This window comes from Apilactobacillus sp. EABW-1NA (assembly GCF_030398685.1).
Classification (GTDB): domain Bacteria; phylum Bacillota; class Bacilli; order Lactobacillales; family Lactobacillaceae; genus Apilactobacillus; species Apilactobacillus waqarii.
The window spans coordinates 1-21,763 of the sequence record NZ_JAPDKO010000005.1 but is presented as its reverse complement, the minus strand read 5'-3'; the positions used below and the strand labels follow the sequence as shown (position 1 = coordinate 21,763).

Annotated in this window: 19 protein-coding genes and 7 tRNA genes; 4 read left to right on the top strand and 22 right to left on the bottom strand. The window is 37.0% G+C overall.

Going from position 1 to position 21,763, the window contains the following annotated elements:
- Positions 1 to 119: 119 nt before the first annotated feature.
- The 4 genes from gltX to OEZ61_RS02340 all read right to left on the bottom strand — a co-directional run bounded on the left by gltX (position 120) and on the right by OEZ61_RS02340 (position 4,773).
- Positions 120 to 1,610, bottom strand: a complete 1,491-nt coding sequence (gene gltX, locus OEZ61_RS02355) for a glutamate--tRNA ligase (protein ID WP_041152508.1) — start codon at positions 1,608 to 1,610, stop codon at positions 120 to 122.
- 109 nt (positions 1,611 to 1,719) lie between these two features.
- Positions 1,720 to 2,811: a PIN domain-containing protein gene (locus OEZ61_RS02350; protein ID WP_034531894.1), complete on the bottom strand. Its 1,092-nt coding sequence runs from the start codon at positions 2,809 to 2,811 to the stop codon at positions 1,720 to 1,722.
- A gap of 21 nt (positions 2,812 to 2,832) precedes the next feature.
- Positions 2,833 to 4,209 carry a DNA repair protein RadA gene (radA, locus tag OEZ61_RS02345; RefSeq protein WP_140999719.1) on the bottom strand — a complete coding sequence of 459 codons (1,377 nt, stop codon included), beginning with the start codon at positions 4,207 to 4,209 and terminating at the stop codon, positions 2,833 to 2,835.
- 27 nt (positions 4,210 to 4,236) lie between these two features.
- The gene (locus OEZ61_RS02340; protein ID WP_034531890.1) at positions 4,237 to 4,773 is read right to left on the bottom strand and encodes a dUTP diphosphatase; all 537 of its coding nucleotides are present in this window, start codon (positions 4,771 to 4,773) and stop codon (positions 4,237 to 4,239) included.
- A gap of 233 nt (positions 4,774 to 5,006) precedes the next feature.
- Between OEZ61_RS02340 and rpiA the strand changes: the two genes are divergently transcribed.
- Positions 5,007 to 5,696, top strand: coding sequence for a ribose-5-phosphate isomerase RpiA (gene rpiA, locus OEZ61_RS02335; protein ID WP_034531888.1), 690 nt, complete (start codon positions 5,007 to 5,009; stop codon positions 5,694 to 5,696).
- A 105-nt stretch (positions 5,697 to 5,801) separates the two neighbouring features.
- On the top strand, positions 5,802 to 7,142 hold the full coding sequence (locus tag OEZ61_RS02330) for a C1 family peptidase (RefSeq protein ID WP_034531886.1): 1,341 nt from the start codon (positions 5,802 to 5,804) through the stop codon (positions 7,140 to 7,142).
- 35 nt (positions 7,143 to 7,177) lie between these two features.
- Here OEZ61_RS02330 and OEZ61_RS02325 read toward each other — a convergent pair whose 3' ends face one another.
- Positions 7,178 to 7,846, bottom strand: a complete 669-nt coding sequence (locus tag OEZ61_RS02325; protein ID WP_034531884.1) for a 2,3-diphosphoglycerate-dependent phosphoglycerate mutase — start codon at positions 7,844 to 7,846, stop codon at positions 7,178 to 7,180.
- A gap of 14 nt (positions 7,847 to 7,860) precedes the next feature.
- Positions 7,861 to 8,814: a DMT family transporter gene (locus tag OEZ61_RS02320; RefSeq protein ID WP_140999720.1), complete on the bottom strand. Its 954-nt coding sequence runs from the start codon at positions 8,812 to 8,814 to the stop codon at positions 7,861 to 7,863.
- 273 nt (positions 8,815 to 9,087) lie between these two features.
- Here OEZ61_RS02320 and OEZ61_RS02315 point away from each other — a divergent pair, with 273 nt between their 5' ends.
- Complete coding sequence (locus tag OEZ61_RS02315) at positions 9,088 to 10,182, top strand: LCP family protein (RefSeq protein ID WP_140999721.1); 1,095 nt, start codon at positions 9,088 to 9,090, stop codon at positions 10,180 to 10,182.
- A 105-nt stretch (positions 10,183 to 10,287) separates the two neighbouring features.
- On the opposite strand, the gene OEZ61_RS02310 is transcribed toward OEZ61_RS02315, so the two are convergent.
- The 9 genes from OEZ61_RS02310 to OEZ61_RS02270 all read right to left on the bottom strand — a co-directional run bounded on the left by OEZ61_RS02310 (position 10,288) and on the right by OEZ61_RS02270 (position 16,966).
- Positions 10,288 to 10,359 (bottom strand) — tRNA-Gln (locus OEZ61_RS02310).
- A gap of 7 nt (positions 10,360 to 10,366) precedes the next feature.
- Positions 10,367 to 10,439 (bottom strand) — tRNA-His (locus tag OEZ61_RS02305).
- 34 nt (positions 10,440 to 10,473) lie between these two features.
- Positions 10,474 to 10,559 (bottom strand) — tRNA-Leu (locus tag OEZ61_RS02300).
- 67 nt (positions 10,560 to 10,626) lie between these two features.
- The gene (locus OEZ61_RS02295) at positions 10,627 to 11,502 is read right to left on the bottom strand and encodes a homoserine kinase (RefSeq protein WP_225349247.1); all 876 of its coding nucleotides are present in this window, start codon (positions 11,500 to 11,502) and stop codon (positions 10,627 to 10,629) included.
- A gap of 1 nt (position 11,503) precedes the next feature.
- Positions 11,504 to 11,950, bottom strand: coding sequence for a SprT family protein (locus OEZ61_RS02290; RefSeq protein WP_034531879.1), 447 nt, complete (start codon positions 11,948 to 11,950; stop codon positions 11,504 to 11,506).
- Between the two features lie 10 nt (positions 11,951 to 11,960).
- Positions 11,961 to 14,129: a Tex family protein gene (locus tag OEZ61_RS02285; protein WP_290046812.1), complete on the bottom strand. Its 2,169-nt coding sequence runs from the start codon at positions 14,127 to 14,129 to the stop codon at positions 11,961 to 11,963.
- A gap of 102 nt (positions 14,130 to 14,231) precedes the next feature.
- Complete coding sequence (locus OEZ61_RS02280; protein ID WP_034531875.1) at positions 14,232 to 14,648, bottom strand: hypothetical protein; 417 nt, start codon at positions 14,646 to 14,648, stop codon at positions 14,232 to 14,234.
- Positions 14,649 to 14,666: 18 nt separating this feature from the next.
- Positions 14,667 to 15,494: an ammonia-dependent NAD(+) synthetase gene (gene nadE / locus OEZ61_RS02275; RefSeq protein ID WP_053791527.1), complete on the bottom strand. Its 828-nt coding sequence runs from the start codon at positions 15,492 to 15,494 to the stop codon at positions 14,667 to 14,669.
- Positions 15,494 to 16,966, bottom strand: coding sequence for a nicotinate phosphoribosyltransferase (locus OEZ61_RS02270; RefSeq protein WP_140999723.1), 1,473 nt, complete (start codon positions 16,964 to 16,966; stop codon positions 15,494 to 15,496). The genes nadE and OEZ61_RS02270 overlap by 1 nt, the downstream gene beginning before the upstream one ends.
- A 98-nt stretch (positions 16,967 to 17,064) precedes the next feature.
- On the opposite strand from OEZ61_RS02270, the gene OEZ61_RS02265 reads away from it, so the two are divergent.
- Positions 17,065 to 17,796: a WecB/TagA/CpsF family glycosyltransferase gene (locus OEZ61_RS02265; RefSeq protein WP_290046810.1), complete on the top strand. Its 732-nt coding sequence runs from the start codon at positions 17,065 to 17,067 to the stop codon at positions 17,794 to 17,796.
- Between the two features lie 15 nt (positions 17,797 to 17,811).
- Here OEZ61_RS02265 and OEZ61_RS02260 read toward each other — a convergent pair whose 3' ends face one another.
- The 7 genes from OEZ61_RS02260 to OEZ61_RS02230 form a co-directional block, all read right to left on the bottom strand.
- Positions 17,812 to 18,531, bottom strand: a complete 720-nt coding sequence (locus OEZ61_RS02260) for a GntR family transcriptional regulator (protein ID WP_034531866.1) — start codon at positions 18,529 to 18,531, stop codon at positions 17,812 to 17,814.
- A 21-nt stretch (positions 18,532 to 18,552) separates the two neighbouring features.
- Complete coding sequence (gene proC / locus OEZ61_RS02255) at positions 18,553 to 19,329, bottom strand: pyrroline-5-carboxylate reductase (protein WP_140999725.1); 777 nt, start codon at positions 19,327 to 19,329, stop codon at positions 18,553 to 18,555.
- 83 nt (positions 19,330 to 19,412) lie between these two features.
- Positions 19,413 to 19,484 (bottom strand) — tRNA-Gln (locus OEZ61_RS02250).
- A 7-nt stretch (positions 19,485 to 19,491) separates the two neighbouring features.
- Positions 19,492 to 19,574 (bottom strand) — tRNA-Tyr (locus OEZ61_RS02245).
- A 167-nt stretch (positions 19,575 to 19,741) separates the two neighbouring features.
- Entirely contained in the window at positions 19,742 to 21,364 is a 1,623-nt protein-coding gene (locus OEZ61_RS02240; protein ID WP_290046807.1) for an oligopeptide:H+ symporter, read from the bottom strand.
- A 132-nt stretch (positions 21,365 to 21,496) separates the two neighbouring features.
- Positions 21,497 to 21,569 (bottom strand) — tRNA-Thr (locus tag OEZ61_RS02235).
- A 68-nt stretch (positions 21,570 to 21,637) separates the two neighbouring features.
- Positions 21,638 to 21,710: transfer RNA gene (locus OEZ61_RS02230), tRNA-Asn, on the bottom strand.
- Between the last annotated feature and the right edge of the window lie 53 nt (positions 21,711 to 21,763).

The window sequence follows — 21,763 nt, the reverse complement described above, 5'->3', positions numbered from 1 at the left end:
AATGGCACCCCTATTCCTATTTTTTATACTTATTTCATTCTATCATAATAATGGTCACTATATTAGGATAAATTCAAATAAAAAAGCCCGCCAAAGCATGCTTTAGCGAGCCTTATTTATTATTGATTGATTTGCTTTAAAGTTTCATCAATGTGTTTTAGAGCCTTTTCTCTACCAATCAATTCGATTGATTCAGGTAGTTCAGGACCGTGACTTTCATGAGTAACGGCAATTCTGATTGGCATCCATAGTTGACGTCCCTTGATCTTAGTTTCCTTTTGAATTTCCTTAATTGTCTTTAAGATTTCAATCTTATCGAAAACTGGAACATCCTTAATCTTTTCAGCAAAGGCCTTTAGAACAACTGGTGCAGTTTCGTTTTGAATTTCTTCAAGAGCTTCACCAGAAACCTTAGCTGGTTCGTTAAAGAATACGTCAGCCATTGAGTTGATTTGAGCCATGTAGCTCATTTGTTGCTTGTAAGTGTTGATTAACTTACGAGCCCATTCGATAGTTAAAGCGTCTGGGTTTTCAGGAATGTTACCCTTGGCGATTAATTGACGTAATGCTAAGTCCATAACAACGTCTTCATCAGCAGCCTTAACGTATTGGTTGTTAATCCATTCTAATTTCTTGTTATCGAAGTTAGCTGGTGACTTGCTTAGACGGTGTTCGTCGTACATCTTGATGAAATCACGTTGTGAGAAGATTTCATCTTCACCCTTTGGTGACCAACCTAATAGAGTAATGAAGTTAAACATTGCTTCTGGTAGGTACCCTAGGTCTCTGTATTGTTCGATAAATTGAATGATTGATTCATCACGTTTACTTAGCTTCTTACCAGTGTCGGCACTAGTAATTAAACTCATGTGACCGAATACAGGAGCTTCCCAACCAAATGCTTCGTACATCATTAATTGTTTTGGTGTATTAGCAACGTGGTCGTCACCTCTGAATACGTGTGAAATTTGCATTTCATGATCATCAATAATAACCGCGAAGTTGTAAGTAGGCATTCCGTCACGTTTTACGATAACGAAGTCCCCACCAATAGTATCAGAGTTAAATTCAACATGACCCTTAACAACATCGTCCCATGCGTAAGTCTTGTTCTTTGGTACTCTGAAACGAATAACTGGTTTCAAACCTTTAGCTTCTGATTCAGCCATTGATTTTTGAATTTCTTCTTCTGACATACCAGCATATTCGTATTCGTAATGAGGCATAATGCCCTTTGCACGTTGTTCTTCACGATCAGCTTCTAGTTCTTCTTCTGTTCTGTATGAGTAGTAAGCCTTGTCTTCATCCAATAATTGTTGAATCAATGGATCGTAGATTGAACGTCTTTCTGATTGTCTGTAAGGACCAAACTTACCAGGTTTGTCTGGACCTTCATCCCAATCTAAGCCAAGCCATTTTAAGTTGTCTAACTGACTTTTCTCACCATCAGCTACGTTTCGCTTAGTATCAGTATCTTCGATACGGATAATAAACTTACCTTTATTATGTCTAGCAAATAGGTAATTAAAAATTGCTGTTCTAGCATTACCAATGTGTAAATGTCCGGTTGGACTTGGTGCATATCTAACACGAATTTTCTTATTAGCCAATGATATTTTCTCCTCTTTTTTATAAATTCTTAGAATAACATTCTAATTTTACAATTATTAGCGATAAAAATAAAGTGCTCAGTAAAAATCTAAAGGTATCTATAACCTTTTATTTATCATCAATTCTAGCGAAAATCATTTTACCTGCATCTGTTTGAATTGAACTGGTTACCTCGACGGATAGTCGTTCGTTTAGATGATTCTTACCATCTTCAACAACAACCATGGTCCCGTCGTCCAAGAATGCGACTCCTTGGCTTCTTTCGGTTCCCTTTTTCAAAATCATAACTTCAAGATGTTCTCCGGGAACAAATCTTGGTTTTAGTGAGTTGGCCAATTCGTTAATGTTTAAAACATTAACCTTTTGGAATTGGATAACCTTGTTTAAGTTGTAGTCGTTAGTAATGATTGAACCGTTGAAATCCTTTGCTAATCTGATTAGCTTGCTATCTACTTCTTTGATGTTGTCATAGTCTTGATCAGTAATTTCAATTGGCATAATCTTTTCGGTTTGTAGTTTATTTAAAATGTCTAAACCACGACGACCACGAATACGCTTTTGACTATCAGCTGAATCCGCGATGTATTGTAGTTCATACAAGACAAACTTAGGAACAAGTAATGTTCCTTCGATAAATCCAGTCTTTGCCACTTCGTAGATACGACCATCAATCAAAATGTTGGTGTCCAAAATCTTAATTGATTTATTGGCATTGCGACTTGAAGTGTTAGTCAAAGCGTTTCCGCCCTTTTTCAAGCTAACTCTAAAAATCTTGCGCCAATCATTTAACTTAGTGGTTCCCAATAGAAAACCTAGGTATCCAAAAGTAATCATCAATAGAGCTGGCAAGATTAAGTTAGTGATTAAATAAGGCGTTCTAAATAAAACGATTGAAATTAAAGTCGCTAAAATCAATCCAATAATCATCCCTAAAGTCCCCATTAAAATATAGAATGGGTTCTTTTGTGATAATTGCTTTTCAACCTGACTCATTGCATTCATGATTCGTTTAACAACAAACAATGAAAGAATATAGAAAACAATGGCGCCAATTACTGAATCAACTAGTGCATTATTTAATAAAATTGAAGGGTTTTCCCACAATGCATGCCAAATAACGGGTAAATAAATTACCCCTAGCGTTGCTCCTAAAATGACAAATATAAATTGGATAACCGTAAATCGATCAATTTTTTTCATTATTATCTTCCTCAGTATGTGTTAGTTAAGTGCGATTTTAATCGCTTGAGCCAGTGTGGATACACCAACGACTTCAATTCCGTCTGGAGCAGTCCATCCTGACATATTATGTTTTGGTATCAATACGCGCTTAAAGCCCAGCTTTTGTGCTTCTAAAACACGTTGTTCAATGCGGTTAACTCGTCTAATTTCACCAGTTAAACCAATTTCACCGATATAACATTCACTAGGGTCGGTTCCCCTGTTCTTGTAACTTGATGCCACACTAATGGCTACAGCCAAATCAATTGCTGGTTCGTTCAACTTAACTCCACCAGCAGCCTTTAAGAAGGCATCTTGGTTTTGTAGCATTAGTCCGGCACGTTTTTCAAGCACCGCCATTAAAACTGCTACACGGTTACGGTCAATCCCGGTAGCGGTTCTTTGGGCGTTCCCGAATACGGATGGTGTTACCAATGCCTGAATTTCGACTAGGATTGGTCTGGTTCCTTCGATTGAGACAACGATTGCAGAACCATTGGCGTCCTTCAAGCGTTCTTCCAAGAAGACCTCTGATGGATTAGCAACTTCTCGTAGTCCGGATTCTTGCATGTCAAAAATCCCTAACTCGTCGGTTGAACCAAAACGGTTCTTCACGGCCCTTAAGATACGGTAAGAATGATGCATGTCTCCTTCAAAGTATAAAACAGTATCAACCATGTGTTCCAAAGTCTTAGGTCCGGCAATTGAGCCACCCTTAGTAACGTGGCCAACCACAAAGATTGTAATTCCATTGGTCTTTGCAATGGACATTAAATCTGCGGTAATTGCTCTTACCTGTGATACGGAACCAATTGCGGAATCAACCTCTGGCTCAGAAATCGTTTGAACAGAATCTATTACGACTGCATCTGGCTTAATATCATCAATGGCAGACTTGATGGCACCCATATCGGTTTCTGGATATAGATACATGTTGGAGCCATTCACTGATAAACGTTCCGCTCTGAGCTTAATTTGACTGGCACTTTCTTCCCCAGATACATATAAGACGCGTTGGTCCTTAGCACCTAATTGGCCAGAAATTTGAAGTAACAGTGTGGATTTCCCGATACCAGGATCTCCACCAATTAAAATTAATGAGCCCGGAACAATTCCGCCACCTAATACACGGTTAAATTCTTGGGACTCAGTTTCAAAACGTGATTCCTTTTCAAACTTAACGTCTTTGATTAGTTGTGGTTTTGTTTGCTGACCATTGAAATCCATTCGGTGAGTCGATTTCAAACTAGATGTTTCTTTTTGAACGGTTTGTTCTTCAAATGTATTCCATTTTCCACAGTTAGGACAATGTCCCAAGTACTTTGGTGAAATGTATCCACATTCTTCGCAAACAAATTGGGTCTTTACTTTAGCCACATTAATTTCCTTTCTTTAATTCCTTTTTTATTCGCCTGATGAACCAAAACCACCAATTCGTTTAGTCCCCTTGTTGGAGTCATCATCAGTTGTTAAGAATGGTACAAAAATACCTTGAGCAATTCTTTCACCCTTCTTAATCTTTCTGTCTAGTAATCCGAAGTTAGTCATTTGAACAAACAACTCACCTTCGTTACTTTCGTTACCATAGTAATCAGCATCAACGATACCAATTCCGTTTGGTAAAACCATGCCTCTCTTTAATGGACCACTTGAACGATTAGCAATAATAAGCATTTCGTCTGGTTGCATGTAAGCCTTAATTCCGGTTGGAACTAATAATGGACGTAAGATATCCTTTGCACGTTGCATCTCATCTTCAGATACGTCTTTTTCATGCTTAATTGCCCAAAGAACTTTTAAAAATCCTAATTTCCAAATTGAAGGCAATACAAAATCGACACCTGCTTCGATATCATAACCTGCTGCTTGTTTAGTAGAACGATAAGGTAGATTGATGCCTTTATCCTTGTACTTTGTAACTACTTCAAATCCTCTTTTCATATCTACACATCCTGTTAATTTATTAGTATTATTATACTATGTATTTTATATGAAAACTGTTAACAATTAAATACAAATATTTTATTTGACAAACTCACGATAACCATAGAAAATTAATATAGTATTATTGAGGTATATTTAATACCTTTGTTCGAAACCTTTCGTCTGAATGTATAAGCATTCAAAGTCGATTTAACGTCGTTTTACCGAATATTTTAGAGGGGAAAAGGATTATGGATAAAGAATTAATGAAAAAAGTTGCCGGCCAAGAAGCTGTCAAATATATCAAAGACGGTATGACTGTTGGTCTTGGGACAGGTTCAACTGTGAAATACTTGTTGGATGCATTGGGAGAACGAGTAGCCAAAGAAGGATTACGTATTATTGGTGTTCCAACTTCCAACCGCTCAGCAAAGCGTGCTCGTGACTTGGGAATTGATGTTAAAAGTATCGATGACGTTGACCATATTGACTTAACAATTGACGGTGCTGACCAAATCGATGAAAATTTCCAAGGTATCAAGGGTGGCGGTGTTGCCCACCTTCGTGAAAAAATTGTCGCAATCAACTCAGATCGAAATATCTGGATTGTCGATGCAACAAAGATGGCCAAAAACCTTGGCTCTTTTCCCCTTCCTTTGGAAGTTACTCCATACGGAAGCACTCACCTATTCAAACGTTTAGACGATATGGGTTACCATCCTACTTTTAGAACCAATGCTAAGGGTGGTCACGTGTTAACTCACGCTGATAACTACATTATCGATTTAAACTTAGGTTACATTGAACATCCCCACGAACTTGAAACCATCCTAAACAACATGACTGGAATCGTTGAACATGGTCTATTCCTAGACGTTGTTGACATGGTAATTGTCGGATATGAAGATCATTCAGAAACATTCGACGCTAAAAGAAAATAATTAATTTAAACCGTGATAGTAAGTACGACTTATTATCACGGTTTTTTGTTTTTAAAGGCATTTGACCTGAGTGATATAATATTATAAAAGCAAGGAGGAATCATGATGTCAAAAAGTATTAGTAATGAAAATATCCAAAAGTATCATAACGATTTATTAGACCGTAAAGAAGCTAAGGTAATGCAAAGAGCCGTCAGCCATAATGGTATCAACCCTTCAGCTGCCAACTTCGAAGCGGAAGGTAACATGAAGCCAAACTTTTCAATTGAAATCGATACTGGTGAAGTTGCCAACCAAAAACATAGTGGCCGTTGCTGGATTTTCGCAGCGCTAAATACTATGCGTCATAACCTAGCTAAAAACTTCAACTTATCTGGTGATTTTGAATTATCACAAATCTACACTACTTTCTGGGATAAGTTTGAAAAATGTAACTGGTTCTTAGAAAACATTATCAAGACTGCTGATGAACCATTAACATCACGCCGTGTTTCATGGCTATTAGATTCACCACAACAAGATGGTGGTCAATGGGACATGTTATGTGCGGTAATCGAAAAGTACGGTGTTGTTCCTCAATCAGCAATGGTTGAAACTGCCGTAAGTAACGATACTTCAGAATTAAACGCCGTGTTAAACCAAAAACTAAGAATGGATGCCATTCAACTACGTGAACTAGCTTCACAAAACAGTTCAGATATCGAAAAGGTAAAGGACGAAATGTTAAGCGAAATTTACCGTGTCCTAGTCTACTCATTCGGTGAACCCGTTTCAGAATTCAACTTCGAATACCGTGATGAAAAGAACGAATACCATATCGATACTGATTTAACTCCAAAGAAGTTCTTTGATAAATACGTAAACTTAAACCTAGAAGATTACGTTTCAATCATTAACTCCCCTACATTGGACAAACCTTACGAAAAGACTTACACCATTGATATGTTAGGTAACGTTATCGATGGTCGCCAAGTTAAGCATTTAAACCTTGGAATGGACCGCCTAGAAGAACTAACCATCACCCAATTAAAGAACGGTGAAAGTGTTTGGTTCGGAAGCGACGTTTCAAAAGAATCAGATCGTAAAAAAGGAATCATGGACGACAACCTATACTCAAAGGATGAATTATTCGACATCGATTTATTAATGAGTAAGGATGAACAACTAGATTACCACCAAAGTGTTATGAACCATGCCATGGTTATCACCGGTGTTGATATCGTTGATGGTCAACCTACTAAGTGGAAGGTTGAAAACTCTTGGGGTAACCAAGTTGGTTCAAAGGGTTACTTTGTAATGAGTGAATCATGGTTCAGACGTTTCACTTACCAAGTTGTTATCAACAAGAAGTACCTATCTGAAGAAGATAAGAAGAACCAAGAACAAGACCCAGTTGTATTAGATCCATGGGATCCAATGGGAACTCTTGCTTTTAACGAAAAATAACATACAAAAAAGAGCTGATAATTTATCAGCTCTTTTTATATTGTCTTTTTACTAATTACATTCAACTTATCATCGAAATGATAAACGATTGGCTTTCCGTTTGGAACTTCCACTCGATCAATGTCATCATCACTAATATTATCTAAATACTTAATTAAAGCTCGAAGAGTTGACCCATGGGCGACAATTAACTCGTTTTGACCATCCAATAACTTAGGAGCAATCGAGTCTTGCCAGTATGGCATCAATCTTTCATATGCCATCTTTAGACTTTCACCACGTGGTTCAATCACACCGATTTTTGCATATTTATGTTCTTCGTCGGGTTGATCTAACAATGGTGGGACCGTCGTGTAGCTGCGTCTAAATTCAGCAAACTTTTCAGGTCCATATTGTAACTTAACGTCATCTTTCTTACGACCGCGCAACGCCCCATAATGACGTTCATTTAGTCGCCATGACTTTGTCTCTTGAATATATTGTTGGTTAATTTCACTTAACACAATATGCAACGTTTCAATTGCGCGTTTTAAAAACGAAGTATGAGCATGATCAAAGTCAATTCCCAATTGATTAATCTTCTTACCAGCATCGTGAGCTTGTTGAATACCCTTTTCAGTTAAGGAAACATCACTCCAACCAGTGAAAACATTCTTTTCGTTGGCAACACTTTGACCATGACGCATGATTACTAAATACGACATATTATCATCTCTTTTTATTCTTCTAATGCAGCATTCTTTTGTTCCATCTGACTACCGATAAATGTAATCACAGAACCGATTAGAATAATCACAATTCCAATCCAGGTATTAATTGTAATCTTTTCACCTAACAAGATCATTGCCAAAATTGGTGCCAATCCTGGTTTGATGAAAAATACGATTGAGGCAATTGATACCCCTGCTCTTTCCATGGCTAGGAAGTAGAATGCAAATCCACCACCTGTAACACAGACACAAATAAATAATAGAATCCAGAAGTAATTCATGGAAATATTATGGATGATTGGTGTGTTTGCAAATGTTTTCAACCATTCTACCTTATTCATGTAGTTTGCAACAGCAGAAATATTGGTAATTGATACTAAAATTAAAAGTTCAACAGATCCTGCTAAAAATGTGTAGCAAGTAGTTGCTAGTCCGTTTTGACCGGTAACTTGTGAACCCCATCTGGATACAATGCTGTAAAGACCAAATGTTAGTGCTGAACCCAATGCTAATGAAATTCCCAATGGGTTTGTAAGGTTGGCCGGATTAACTATGACAAGCAATCCGATAATAGAAAGAACTAGTGAAATAAATCCTAGTCGACTAATCTTTTCTCTTAGAATAAAGAAAGCGAATAGTAATGCAAATACTGGATTACAACTGAATAGCACCGCTACCGTTGATGCTTCATCATACATGATGGCTAATTGGAATAGCGTCATGCTGACTACCACACATAAAAATCCAGTTAATAAGAAAACACCTAAACTTTTCCATTTACTCGTCAATAATGTTTGCTTTCCATTCTTCATGACAACTGGAATTAAAACCAATCCCCCAATAAAGAATCGAATTAAGTTCAATTGGATTGGACTAAAAACTCCTTGGACACTTTTTAGTGCAATTTCCATTGAACTAAACATAAACGTGGAAATTAAAACATACAGAAAAGTCTTTTTCAACTTTAAACGCGCTCCTTTAAATTTACAAATTATAAAAAACTTGATACACTACAAACTTAAAGTTCATGTTGTGATGTTTTTTATATTAACATCAGAATTATATCATATCCCACGGCCTTATTAAAAATGTAACAAAAATATTACAATTTATTACATATTTCGTAAGTATTATTATTTTCAAAAAAATAAGTTTATAATGTTACTTATATTTACGTATCTTGATTATAGGTAGTATAATGGGGAAATTCAGAATAAAGGAGCTATTTTTGATTTATGCAAAACAATAATCAAAACATCGATAGAGCTTCCAGAACTAGAGGAAACCAACCTCACTTCAAGAAGAAGAAAAGCCATAAGGGTGCTTGGATCTCACTTATTGTCTTTTTAGTTCTAGTAGTTACTGGATTAATCATTGCTCATGGTGTTTATGTCAACATGAAGAATGCTGCGGATAAGGCTTATCAACCAGGTTTATCCACAAAAGAAAGAAACGTATCTAGCGTCATTGCTCAGAACAAACCTGTTTCAATCTTACTTTTAGGTACCGATACTGGTGCCCTAGGACGTCATGACACAGGTAGAACTGATACTATGATCCTAGCTACTATCAATCCTAAGAAGGAAACAATTTACCTAACAAGTATCCCTCGTGATACTAAGGTTACTGTTCCTGGTGATTCACAACCTTATGAAAAGATTAATGCTGCATATACTATTGGTGGTGCTTCAAGTGCCGTACAAACTGTACAAAACTTGTTAAACGTTCCAATTGACTTCTATGCAATCATTAACATGGGTGGTCTAGAGAAGATGGTTAATGCTGTTGGTGGTGTTACCGTTACTCCTCCTTTAACTTTCCATTATGAAGCTGCGAATGTTGTTAAGGGTAAAACAGTTACATTGAATGGTGCTCAAGCTCTTGCTTACTCAAGAATGAGACATCAAGATCCTGCTGGTGACTACGGTCGTCAAGTACGACAAAGACAAGTGCTACAAAAACTTGTTCTAAAAGGTATGAACATCTCTTCATTACCAAGATACAAATCAATTCTAAGTTCAATCTCAGGTAACCTTAAGACTGACATGAAGTTTGATGATATGGTTGCTTTACGTGAAAGATACGGAAACGCAACTCACCACATCAAGTCACAAACTCTTCAAGGTGAAACTGCTGTTGTTGACGGTATTGATTACGAAGTACCAACCCAAGAAACTCTTCTAAACATTTCAAACTCAATTAGACAAAGCCTTGGATTGAGCAAACTTACTTCATTAAACCAAACACAAAGTCAAACTAGTGACTACAGTGTTGGTTCCAGCGTAATGAGTAGTTCATCCACTCAAATCAATTACTCAACTGATAACTAAAAAAAGGTTCTGGTTAATACCAGAACCTTTTTTATATCCCCTACTTTTACATCATGAAGACAAAGAAAAAGGAGCCATCCAAATGGATGTCTCCTTTTTAAGTAGTTGGGCTAGCTGGGTTCGAACCAGCGCATCACGGGATCAAAACCCGTTGCCTTACCACTTGGCTATAGCCCAATAAAAGGGCGGTAGGTGGGAATCGAACCCACGCGTGTCGGAACCACAATCCGATGTGTTAACCACTTCACCACTACCGCCATATTATTATATGTGATAATGATTTCTCATTAATGCGGCCAAGAAGACTCGAACTTCCACCGGGAATAATCCCGACAAGATCCTTAATCTTGCGCGTCTGCCAATTCCGCCATGGCCGCAATAAAAAATCACAAATATTATTATATGTGATTTTCCCTTACTTTGCAATAGGTGTTTTAAATTTTTTTATTCACCGCGTACAGTGGCACCACTGTGATCGACTTTGATCAATCTCATGACTCCATCTAGTTTTCCGACATTTAATCTGTCACGTAATTGATTTAGTTCTGATTCGGTACCAAATGTAATCACACAACGATGTGACTGATTTAAGAATGTACCGTAAATCCCTAGTTCATGGGCTTGTTTTCTGATGGTTTCAAGTTCTGGCACTACTTCATAGATGTTATCGGTATAAATAGCGTCATTTTCCATCATTTCAGTAGCTTTAGTCCATTCATTACTCATTAAAGAAGCTACTAATACATTGGTGGCACTGCTGGCTTTTACAGCGTCTACAGAACTAACTTGGTTCTTGTAGATAGCCTTGTCACTACCGTCATCTTTGGTTAGGTATACTAGCGCGTTAATAACCTCTGGAATTTGGGTCTTAACTGTTGTAGCCATTTCTCCATTGAAATAAGAAACGGTAATGTCACCTAATAATGCAGATGCGACACCGTCAGCATGGCCTTCAATTTTACTACCGATGTTAATTTCATCGTCTAGTGAAAGGTCTAATTCACCTAACGCATTTGCAATCTTGATTCCCGCAACAATTGCGGTGGTACTTGAACCAAGTCCTCTTCCAATTGGAACATCTGACATAACAGTTAATTGGTGAGGTTTGATTGTTGGATCAACCTTTAAGATGGTTTGCACGATAATGTTGTTTTCATCATTCGGAACGTCATCGCCCAATGCATGGTTAACTTGCCAGTGTTGCATTTCTTCTTCAACAATGACTGTGTAGTATAAACCAAAAGCAATTCCGATTGAGTTAATTCCAGCTCCGATTCCTGTTGATGTAGCAGGTACTCGAATAATTATTTTTTTATCCAAACTAATCATCTCCAGTGTCTAATTTTAGTTTTCCACGACATTTTCCACATACATACTTGTGAGTGTCAATTCTACGCTTACGACGGTAAGTTTGTCCACAATGTGTACAAACATATTTGAATGGACGCTTGTCCACAGGTGCCGGTGCAAATCTTGAACCTCCCACCGTCTTCAATAATCGTTTAAACGCTAACGTATTATGCTTACCTGAATAACCGGCAAGATGGAGATGGTAATGGCAAAGCTCATGCTTAATTACCCCTACCAATATCTCCATGGAATGTTCAGTTAACATCTTAGGGTTGATATCAATATCATGGCTAGCCACATGGTATCTTCCACCAGTGGTCCTTAAACGATTATTAAAGTATGCACGGTGCTTAAATGGTTTGGCGAATGATTCTTGTGAAATCTTTTCCACCAATGTTTGTAATTCTTGATCATTCATTTAAATTTTATCACTTCTCCGGGTTAATCATCGTTAGTTGAATTCGATTTCGTTTAATATCAACAGATAATACCCATACGTCAACAATGTCACCAACGGAAACAACGCTACTTGGGTCAGAAATAAATTGATCACTCATTTGTGAGATGTGGACAAGTCCATCTTGTTTTACACCCACGTCAACAAATGCACCAAAGTCGATAACATTTCTAACGGTTCCTTGTAGTTGCATCCCTTCTTTTAAGTCCTCAATCTTCAATACATCTTGTTTTAGGACTGGAGTTGGCATGTTATCACGGAAGTCTCTTCCTGGACGTTTTAATCCATCGATGATGTCTAAAACAGTTTGTTTTCCATAACCATTTTCGTTAATAAACTTATCAACATCGAATGTGGATAACGCTTGGTTGATTTCGCTTGTTCCCAATGAATCCAAGCTTAAGTTCAATTCATCCACAATTTGGTTAGCAATCTTGTAACTTTCCGGGTGAATGTCGGTATTATCCAGTGGGTTACTACCGTCTAGAATTCTTAAGAAACCAATGGCTTGTTCATAAGTCTTTTGTCCCAATCTAGGTACCTTTGATAAGGATTGACGAGTCTTGTATTCACCATTTTCGTTTCTAAACTTCACCACGTTTTTGGCAGTTGTCTTAGTCATTCCTGAAATATGAGTTAATAACTCTGGACTAGCGGTATTAACGTTGACCCCGACTTTATTAACAGCTGTTTCCACAACTCGATCCAATTGGGCGTCTAATTGTTTAGCAGGTAAATCGTGTTGATATTGACCAACCCCTACTGACTTAGGATCAATCTTAATCAATTCAGCTAACGGGTCTTGAAGACGTCTTCCGATACTTACTGCAGAACGTTCTTCAACGTGAAAGTCAGGAAATTCATCACGCGCATTTTGACTTGCAGAGTATACAGAAGCTCCGGCTTCATTAACAATTACGTAATATACCGGTAGATTATTTTCTTTAATTAGTTCTGAAACAAATTGTTCTGATTCACGACTTGCTGTCCCATTTCCGATGGCAATCATTTCAGCATGGTTCTTATTAATGAAATCAACCAGTTGTTTTTTAGCTTGTTGGCGTTTAGCATCGCTTGCTGGTTTATGTGGATAAATCACTAGCTTATCCAAGAATTTTCCATTATCGTCAATTGCCGCTAATTTACATCCGGTACGGTAAGCTGGGTCAAAGCCAATCACTACTTTGCCCTTGATTGGCGCTTGCATCAATAGGTTATACAAATTTCTACCAAAGATATTAATGGCGTGTTCATCAGCTTCATCGGTTAATTCATTTCTGATTTCACGATCAATTGCTGGTTTCATGAAACGGGAGTATGCATCTTCATAAGCATCCTTCACAAATTCAGCAGACTTACCGTTACGCTTACGGTTAGTTTCTGCTTGTAAGAACTTATAGATGACATTGGTATTAACATCAATGCTGACCGTTAATACCTTTTCCTTTTCACCACGATTTAACGCTAGAACACGGTGATTCTTCAATTGGTTAATTGGTTGTGAAAAGTCATAGTAATCTTCATAGACGTGCTTTTCATCTTTTTCATCAGCATCCTTTTTGGCCTTGCTGGCGATTTGACCATGTTTCTTGGTATCTTCTCGAATCCATTCTCTTAAATGAGCATCGTTTCCGATATCTTCAGCTAAGATTTCATGAACACCGTTCAATACATCTTCGACGCTGTTCAATTCTTTTTCTGCATCCACATAGTCTTTTGCCTTATTCGCAAAGGAATCATCGTTAGCCAAAACTAGTTTGGCCAATGGTTCTAAACCTTGTTCCCTGGCAATCATTGCCTTGGTCTTCTTCTTTTTCTTGTATGGCAGGTATAAGTCTTCGACTCTTTGCATTGATTCGGCTTTTTCAATGTCTGCTCTTAGTTTATCAGTTAGTTTACCTTGTTCTTCGATTAAACGAAGCACTTCTTCTTTACGGTTTTCTAGGTTAGTGATTTTAGTGTTGGCATCGGCAATTTCTCTAATTTGCACTTCATCCAAACTGCCTGTGCGTTCCTTACGGTATCTAGCGATAAATGGAACGGTATTGCCATCTTCTAGCATAGAAATAACGGCTGTGATTTGTTTTTCAGAATAGCTACCTAATTCTTTTCTGATTTTTTTAATGATTGATTGATCCAAATCGTTCATCTCATTTCTTATTTGAGTTTGTCTTTAATTATATCATTGCATTTTTAGATAAAAAAATAGTTGGTAATATTTACCAACTATCTTTTGTTTTTATTACATTGACATCATAATCTTTTGAGCTGTCTTAAATACTCGTTCGATGCTATCTTGTTGTAGCTTACCTGCTTCATTAAAAGCATCTGCTTCAATGGTGTCAGCCTTGATACTGTCTACCATGTCTTGGCATCCCTTAACGTAGTCAGCATAAGCTTCCTTTAGGATTGAGTGACGACCTAATTCCTTGGCAGGAACTTGTACGTTATCAAGTTGTGATAAGAATTCTTTGTACTTATCAGTACCCTTTTGAAAAGTATCCTTTGTGCTTGTCAAATCGATTGATGAGTAATCGTTGTTAGCAACGGCTTCTTCCAATGGATCGTAATCATGACTCATTTCTTCACCAACCTTGTTAGTGTTAGTGATTAAATCAGATAAAAATGGGGCATAGATTGCCATCTTGTTTTTCTTCATAATTCAAAAATTCCCTTCTTACTTCCAAAAGTCATCGTAAATTGTAATTGGTAGATGACGTTTGTGTTCTGTTTTAATATACCAGTTTTCAATCTTTTCTGCAGCATCTTTTGAAACTTCTCTGCCTTCTAGGTAGTTATCGATATCATCGTAAGTGACACCTAAAGCAACTTCATCAGGTAAAGCTGGACGGTTATCTTCTAGGTCAGCAGTTGGAGTCTTTTCATATAAATGCTTTGGTGCATCTAATTCGGCTAACATTGCCTTACCTTGGCGTTTGTCTAAACGCCATAGTGGAGTAATGTCGGCAGCACCGTCACCAAACTTAGTGTAAAAACCAGTTACGGCTTCAGCGGCATGATCGGTTCCTAAAACGGCACCGTGAGTTTGACCCGCGATTGCGTATTGAGCAATCATTCTTTGTCTTGCCTTGATGTTACCCTTATTGAAGTCAGAAATTTCCATTCCATCAGCTTCAACAGAGGCAACAGCAGCATCAGCAGCTGGTTTGATATCTACTCTAATAGTCTTGTCAGCTTCAATGAAAGCAATTGAATCCATTGCATCTGATTCATCAGCTTGAGTTCCATAAGGTAATCTAACGGCGATAAACTTGTATTCATCGTCATTAGTTTCTTCGCGCATTTCGTTAATGGCGATTTGTGCTAACTTACCGGTCAAAGTAGAATCTTGTCCACCTGAAATTCCTAGAACTAAAGTCTTTAGGAAAGTGTTTTTCTTTAGGTAACTCTTTAGGAAGTCAACACTGTTTCTGATTTCTTCTTTTGGATCAATTGATGGCTTTACCTTTAATGCATCAATAATTTCTGCTTGCTTTTCTCTCATTACAATTCACCCTTGTCTTGCTTATTTTTGATTTTATCGTGAACATCCTTGATAATGCTCATCTTGTTGTTCCAACATTTGGTTGATAAATCAACTGGGTATTCTTGTGGGTTTAACTCACGTTTGTACTCAGGCCATAGTGATGATAATACATCTTCTGAATATTGTTTAATATCGGCTAATTCTGGTTGATCGTAAACTAATTTTCCATCCTTGTAGATGTCCTTTAGTAAAGGTCTTGCGTCAAAATCAGTCAATGTCTTGTTGATGTAAGTGTATTGAGGATGGAACATGTATAGACTGTCTTCATCATTTGGATTTTCATCATCTAATGTGATGTAGTCTCCTTCTGACTTACCGTCCTTGCGTTCTGTAATTCTCCATACTTGTTTCTTACCTGGTGTAGATACCTTTTCAGCGTTGTTTGATAGCTTAATGGTATCGACCATTTCACCATTATCATTTTCAACGGATACCATCTTGTAAACGGCACCTAGTGCTGGTTGATCGAATGCGGTAATTAGTTTGGTACCAATTCCCCAAACATCAATCTTGGCATCTTGCATTTTCAAACTAGTGATGGTCTTTTCATCCAGGTCGTTTGAGGCAAAAATCTTAGCATCTGGATAGCCAGCATCATCTAGCATTTCACGCACACGTTTTGATAGGTATGCCATATCACCAGAATCGATACGAACACCGGCGAAATGAATCTTGTCACCCATTTCATCGGCAACCTTGATAGCGTTAGGAACACCACTCTTTAAGGTGTCAAAAGTATCAACTAGGAAAACACATTCGTGATGACTTTGTGCGTAAGCCTTGAACGCCTTGTAGTCATCTTGGAATAATTCGACTAATGAGTGGGCATGAGTTCCACTAATTGGAATATTAAAGTTTTTACCTGCTAAAACATTCGATGTGGCGTTGAAACCACCAATGTAAGCAGCTCTGGTTCCCCAGATGGCCGCAGCAGTTTCTTGAGCACGACGACTACCAAATTCTAGTAGTGGGTCATCCCCGGCTGCCATTCTAATTCTAGCAGCCTTAGTAGCAATTAATGTTTGATAGTTAACGATGTTTAAGATTGATGTTTCAACTAGTTGGCATTCACAAACATTTCCTTCAACTTGAAGCATTGGTTCGTTATTGAATACCAATTCACCTTCAACCAAAGAACGAATTGATCCAGTAAACTTAAAGTCGCGAAGATATTCTAAAAATTCTTCGGTATATTCGTTTTGAGAACGTAAGAACTCAATATCATCATCAGTAAAGTTGATATCTTTAATATAGTTAATTACTTTTTCTAATCCTGCAAAAATGGCGAAACCATTTTCGAAAGGCATCTTTCTAAAGTAAACTTCGAATACAGCTCGACGATTTTGCAAACCAGCTTGAAAGTAAGTTTGCATCATATTGATTTCATATGCATCAGTATGTAATGTTAAATTATCAAATTCATTTGACATTTTTTATGAAATCCTCCTAATACTTGTCGCATTTTATTGTCTTTTATTTTATCATTAATTAAAGAAATAATCATAATAATTTATTTGAAGGTATTGCAATGGAAAATAAAACTGTTAATATTTTAGGTTTTGATTTTTTAAACAGTTCATTCAATGATTTCATGGAAAACACCAAGCAAAGAATCGATAAACGAGAAAATACTTTTGTCGTCACCGCTAATCCCGAAATTGTTGTTCATGCTTTAAACGATCAAAAATACACCGATACAATTAAAAAATCTGACTACCTAGTTGCCGACGGAATTGGTATCGTTATGGGTGCCAATATCTTAGGTTCAGATATGAGTGAAAGAATTACCGGATATGACATCCTATTGGACTTATTAAGTTGGGGTAATCAAAATCATAAATCTGCATACTTTTTGGGTGCTAAACCAGAAGTTATCGCTGATTTAAAGGAACTTATTCCGCAAAAATACCCAGATTTAACCGTTTCTGGCTATCATGATGGGTATTTTACCGATAGTGATGAAATTGCCGCTAAAATCAAGCAAAATCAGCCTGATATGGTGTTTGTCGCCTTAGGTTTCCCTAAGCAAGAATACTTCATCGAAAAATATCGTCATGTAAATGATGGTCTATGGATTGGCCTAGGTGGTAGTTTTGACGTTTTATCCGGTCACGTTCAACGTGCACCACAATTTTGGATCAATCACCACATTGAATGGTTATACCGTTTAATCAAGGAACCTACCCGTTTCAAACGTATGTTGGCATTGCCAAAGTTCATCCGTTTAGTAAAGAAACAAAAGAAGAATGAAGCAAAATAAAAAAGTACATCGACATTAGTCGAATGTACTTTTTTTACTATCTAAATAAAATTCAAATCTTTCACCCACATATTGAGTACGAACGTATTCAAATGGTTGGCCGTTTTGTAGTGATGTCACCTGTCTTAATAACAGAATGGCATCCCCCTTTTTAATATCTAGGTATTCAGCAATTCTTTCGGAAGCAAGTGTTGCTGAAACGTTTTGTCTTGATACTTTCGGTACTAGGTTCTTCTTTTCCTTCAATGATGCGTAGAATGAATCGGTCACATCATCTTTACTTAAACCATCGATAATCTTTTCAGGAACTGTGGCGATTTCAAAACAAATTGGCACACCATCACCGTAACGAATTCTTTCCATTCTCAATACCTTGTCGTTTTGAGAGATGTTTAGCTTTTCAATTTCACTTAGTGAAGGTTCTAGTGTGTGATATGAAATGGTCTTGCTGGCAGGAAGTTTGCCTTGCGCTAACATGATGTCAGTAAAACTAGTCACACCTGACATCTTTTCTTGAACCTTTTCATTAGAAACGTATGTACCTGAACCAACACGTTGATCTAGGATACCTTCGTCAACAAGCGTTTGAATAGCTTGTCTTAAAGTCATTCGACTAACGTTAAATTCAGTTGATAGTTGTCGTTCTGATGGAATGCGACTACCTAGTTTCCATTTACCCTCTTCGATATTCTTTTTAATTTCATTATGAATTTGGATATAAATTGGCAAAGCCATTATTTCACTATCCCTTCATTACTATTCTTGCGTTGCATCAAAACAATCAATTACGGCCTTTTCAAAGCCGCTCTTCTTCAATGCTAATAATCCCTTGATAGTTCCACCGGCTGGAGAACAAACATCGTCAATTAAATCACTAGGTGACTTGTCAGATTTTTCAATCATCTTCATTGATCCTAGGATAGCTTGTGCTGCTAATTGAGTTGCTGTTTGTTTGTCTAAACCATGATTAACTGCACTTCTGCTGAAGATGTCCGCAAACAAATAAGCGTATGCTGGAGTACAGCCCATTAATGAGCCTGATACATCAAATTTATCTTCGGGAACTTCAATCATCTTACCTAGTAGTTCTAAGTTCTTAACAGTATCTGTTAATCTTTGATTAACTAGGTTTTCATTAGCCTTATAAATTAACATTCCTTCGTTAACTTCCACGTTGACGTTTGGAATTAAACGAATGATTGGTAAATCATAGCTAGTTAACTCTTCTAGTCGTTCTAATGAAATTTGCCATGCAATTGATGCTAGAATCTTACCGTTTAGGTTTTCTCTAACATCCTTTAAAGCATCAACAACTTGTTTTGGTCCTGTTGCCAAAATAACCAAGTCACTGCTTGCTGCTACTTCTTGATTACTGTCGTTACAGTTAATACCTGTAGCCTTTGCGAATTCTTGATATTTTTCCTTATGTGGAGCATGTACATATATATCGCTAGCATTAACTTGACCAGAATTGATATACCCTTTAATCATTGCCTTTGCCATTGCTCCGACACCAATAAAACCTATTTTCATAGCAACCTCCAGAACTTAAAAATGATGTGTTTATTATAACATAAAAAAAATGACTAACTATAAAAGTTAGTCATTTCAAGTAGTTGGGCTAGCTGGGTTCGAACCAGCGCATCACGGGATCAAAACCCGTTGCCTTACCACTTGGCTATAGCCCAATAAAAATGGAGGGGAGTGGATTCGAACCACCGAACCCGAAGGAGCGGATTTACAGTCCGCCGCGTTTAGCCAGACTTCGCTACCCCTCCGAAAAGATATAAAATGTAATCAACAAGAAATATAATATCAAAATCATATATGCTTGTCAATAACTTTTTTACCTAATCGCAAGCGTTAAAACTGCGATGTCATTGGTATGTCTCAACCAATCAACAAATAATATAATATCGAAAATCGCGGTTTAAGTCAACACTTTTTAAGTACTTTTTTTAATTTTTCTACTGATGTGCAAATCGCGTAGAACTTGATGTAATAAGATTACCATCACAATTGATAGAACAATTCCAATACTTCCTAATACCAAGAAGTAGTTAACATTATCTACAGAGAAATATTTAACTACTTGAGAGTTAATAGCTTGTCCTGTAGCTGCCGATAGATACCATACCCCCATCATTTGTGAAAGGAAGTTCTTAGGAGCTAAACGATATGTTACTGATAACCCTACCGGATAAATTAGCATTTCACCTAAGCAAACCATACCGACAGTTGCAATGATCCATAATGGATTAACTTCACTACCCGCTAAAAACTTAATTGGAATAAATAGAATCAAGCATCCAATACTTGCCAGGAACACCCCTAGTGGGAATGACTTTAAAGCGTTACTTTCTCTATGATGCCAATATTTAGCAAATAATGGTGTAAAGATTAATATAAATAAAGGATTAATAGCTTGGTACCATGTTCTTGAAATATGAACATGAAAATCACCATTGTGGAAAATTCCGAGTAAGATAAAGAACAATAGAATTACAGCAATAAATGCCTTTAATAAAGCACTATTACTCTTCTTTTGAACATAGTAACCAATAATCAATGAAGCAACGATAAAGAACAATAATACGGCGTATTTCCATACATAGAAATCATTATCTGTACTACCACTGGCCATCATTGCTAAAACGATTGGTCCTTGTTCCTCAACTCCCCAGAAGAAAGAAGCACAAATGAATAGAATTACGTATACTACCATTCCCTTTCTTTCCTTTTGACTAGTGTGGTTACTACTAATAATCACAAAGAAGTAAATAAATGGAATAATAACAGTTATTGCACTTAATAGTGTAATAATGTTTTCTAGATTCAATGCATCAAAAACATACATTAGTAGGAACACTAATGATATTGAAACAACGAATAATATAACTCGATCAAGTAGCTTTTTAATTTCGTAAGGTTCAATTGGATTTAAAGTATAAATACTATTGTTTTGGTTATAGTCTTTCGTATGTCGTTCAAAGATTGCAAGTCCGATTGCCATAGCAATCGCACCAATTAAAAATCCAAGATGGAAATTAACGTGTACACCGATATAACCAATGATGATTGGTGCTAAAAAAGCCCCAATATTAATTCCAGAAAGAAAGATCGTAAAACGATACGCCCTGGTATTATATTGTTCATCGTATAAGTTTCCCACCATTGTTGTGATTGTTGGTTTTAACAATCCAGTCCCAACAGTTAAAAATACAAGAGATATAAATAATAACCAAATTGAATTATGGAGTGGAATCGTTAAAATTAATTGACCAAAAATAATTAAAATGGCACCGAGAGAAACTGTTCTTTTCCCTCCTAAAATCCTATCACTAATGTATCCTCCACAAGCAGCAGATAAGTAACTAAGTGATCCATAGATTGCAAATAATGATGCAGCTGTAGAAGGCTTAAACCCAAGTCCACCCCTACTCAATGAATAGTACATGTAGTATAAAAGGATTGCTTGCATACCATAGTAACTAAATCTTTCCAATGATTCAGTTAAGGTTAATGAAATTAGACCCTTTGATTGATTATCATTATCAATTTTATCCAATTAATACTCCTCCAAACAATTAAAAATCATAGCAACGGTAATTATACTCTCTGATTAAAATTTTATCAATTTTACCAAAATTTAATCCTGTGAAAATAAAAAAACTAGGACGACTAAATCCTAGTTCTTTTATGCCGGCTGCAGGACTTGAACCTGTGACCGCCGGTTTACGATACCGATGCTCTACCAACTGAGCTAAGCCGGCAAATGATATGATATGTATATTTTAATATACAAGAAAGGTGCTAACAAATGTTAGCACCTTTTTATATACTCCGAATGTCAGACTCGAACTGACGACAACCTGATTAACAGTCAGGTGCTCTACCAACTGAGCTAATTCGGAATAACGCGCGGCAACGTCCTACCCTTGCAGAGGGCGATCCCTCAACTACTATC

What these genes read in the sequence shown, in the direction of transcription:
- OEZ61_RS02280 (WP_034531875.1), bottom strand. Translation starts at nt 14,648, where the DNA reads ATGAAGAAAAACAAGATGGCAATCTATGCCCCATTTTTATCTGATTTA.
- OEZ61_RS02340 (WP_034531890.1), bottom strand. Translation starts at nt 4,773, where the DNA reads ATGAAAAGAGGATTTGAAGTAGTTACAAAGTACAAGGATAAAGGCATC.
- OEZ61_RS02260 (WP_034531866.1), bottom strand. Translation starts at nt 18,531, where the DNA reads ATGGCTTTGCCAATTTATATCCAAATTCATAATGAAATTAAAAAGAAT.
- OEZ61_RS02290 (WP_034531879.1), bottom strand. Translation starts at nt 11,950, where the DNA reads ATGAATGATCAAGAATTACAAACATTGGTGGAAAAGATTTCACAAGAA.
- rpiA (WP_034531888.1), top strand. Translation starts at nt 5,007, where the DNA reads ATGGATAAAGAATTAATGAAAAAAGTTGCCGGCCAAGAAGCTGTCAAA.
- OEZ61_RS02270 (WP_140999723.1), bottom strand. Translation starts at nt 16,966, where the DNA reads ATGTCAAATGAATTTGATAATTTAACATTACATACTGATGCATATGAA.
- OEZ61_RS02330 (WP_034531886.1), top strand. Translation starts at nt 5,802, where the DNA reads ATGTCAAAAAGTATTAGTAATGAAAATATCCAAAAGTATCATAACGAT.
- nadE (WP_053791527.1), bottom strand. Translation starts at nt 15,494, where the DNA reads ATGAGAGAAAAGCAAGCAGAAATTATTGATGCATTAAAGGTAAAGCCA.
- OEZ61_RS02350 (WP_034531894.1), bottom strand. Translation starts at nt 2,811, where the DNA reads ATGAAAAAAATTGATCGATTTACGGTTATCCAATTTATATTTGTCATT.
- OEZ61_RS02325 (WP_034531884.1), bottom strand. Translation starts at nt 7,846, where the DNA reads ATGTCGTATTTAGTAATCATGCGTCATGGTCAAAGTGTTGCCAACGAA.
- proC (WP_140999725.1), bottom strand. Translation starts at nt 19,329, where the DNA reads ATGAAAATAGGTTTTATTGGTGTCGGAGCAATGGCAAAGGCAATGATT.
- OEZ61_RS02315 (WP_140999721.1), top strand. Translation starts at nt 9,088, where the DNA reads ATGCAAAACAATAATCAAAACATCGATAGAGCTTCCAGAACTAGAGGA.
- OEZ61_RS02265 (WP_290046810.1), top strand. Translation starts at nt 17,065, where the DNA reads ATGGAAAATAAAACTGTTAATATTTTAGGTTTTGATTTTTTAAACAGT.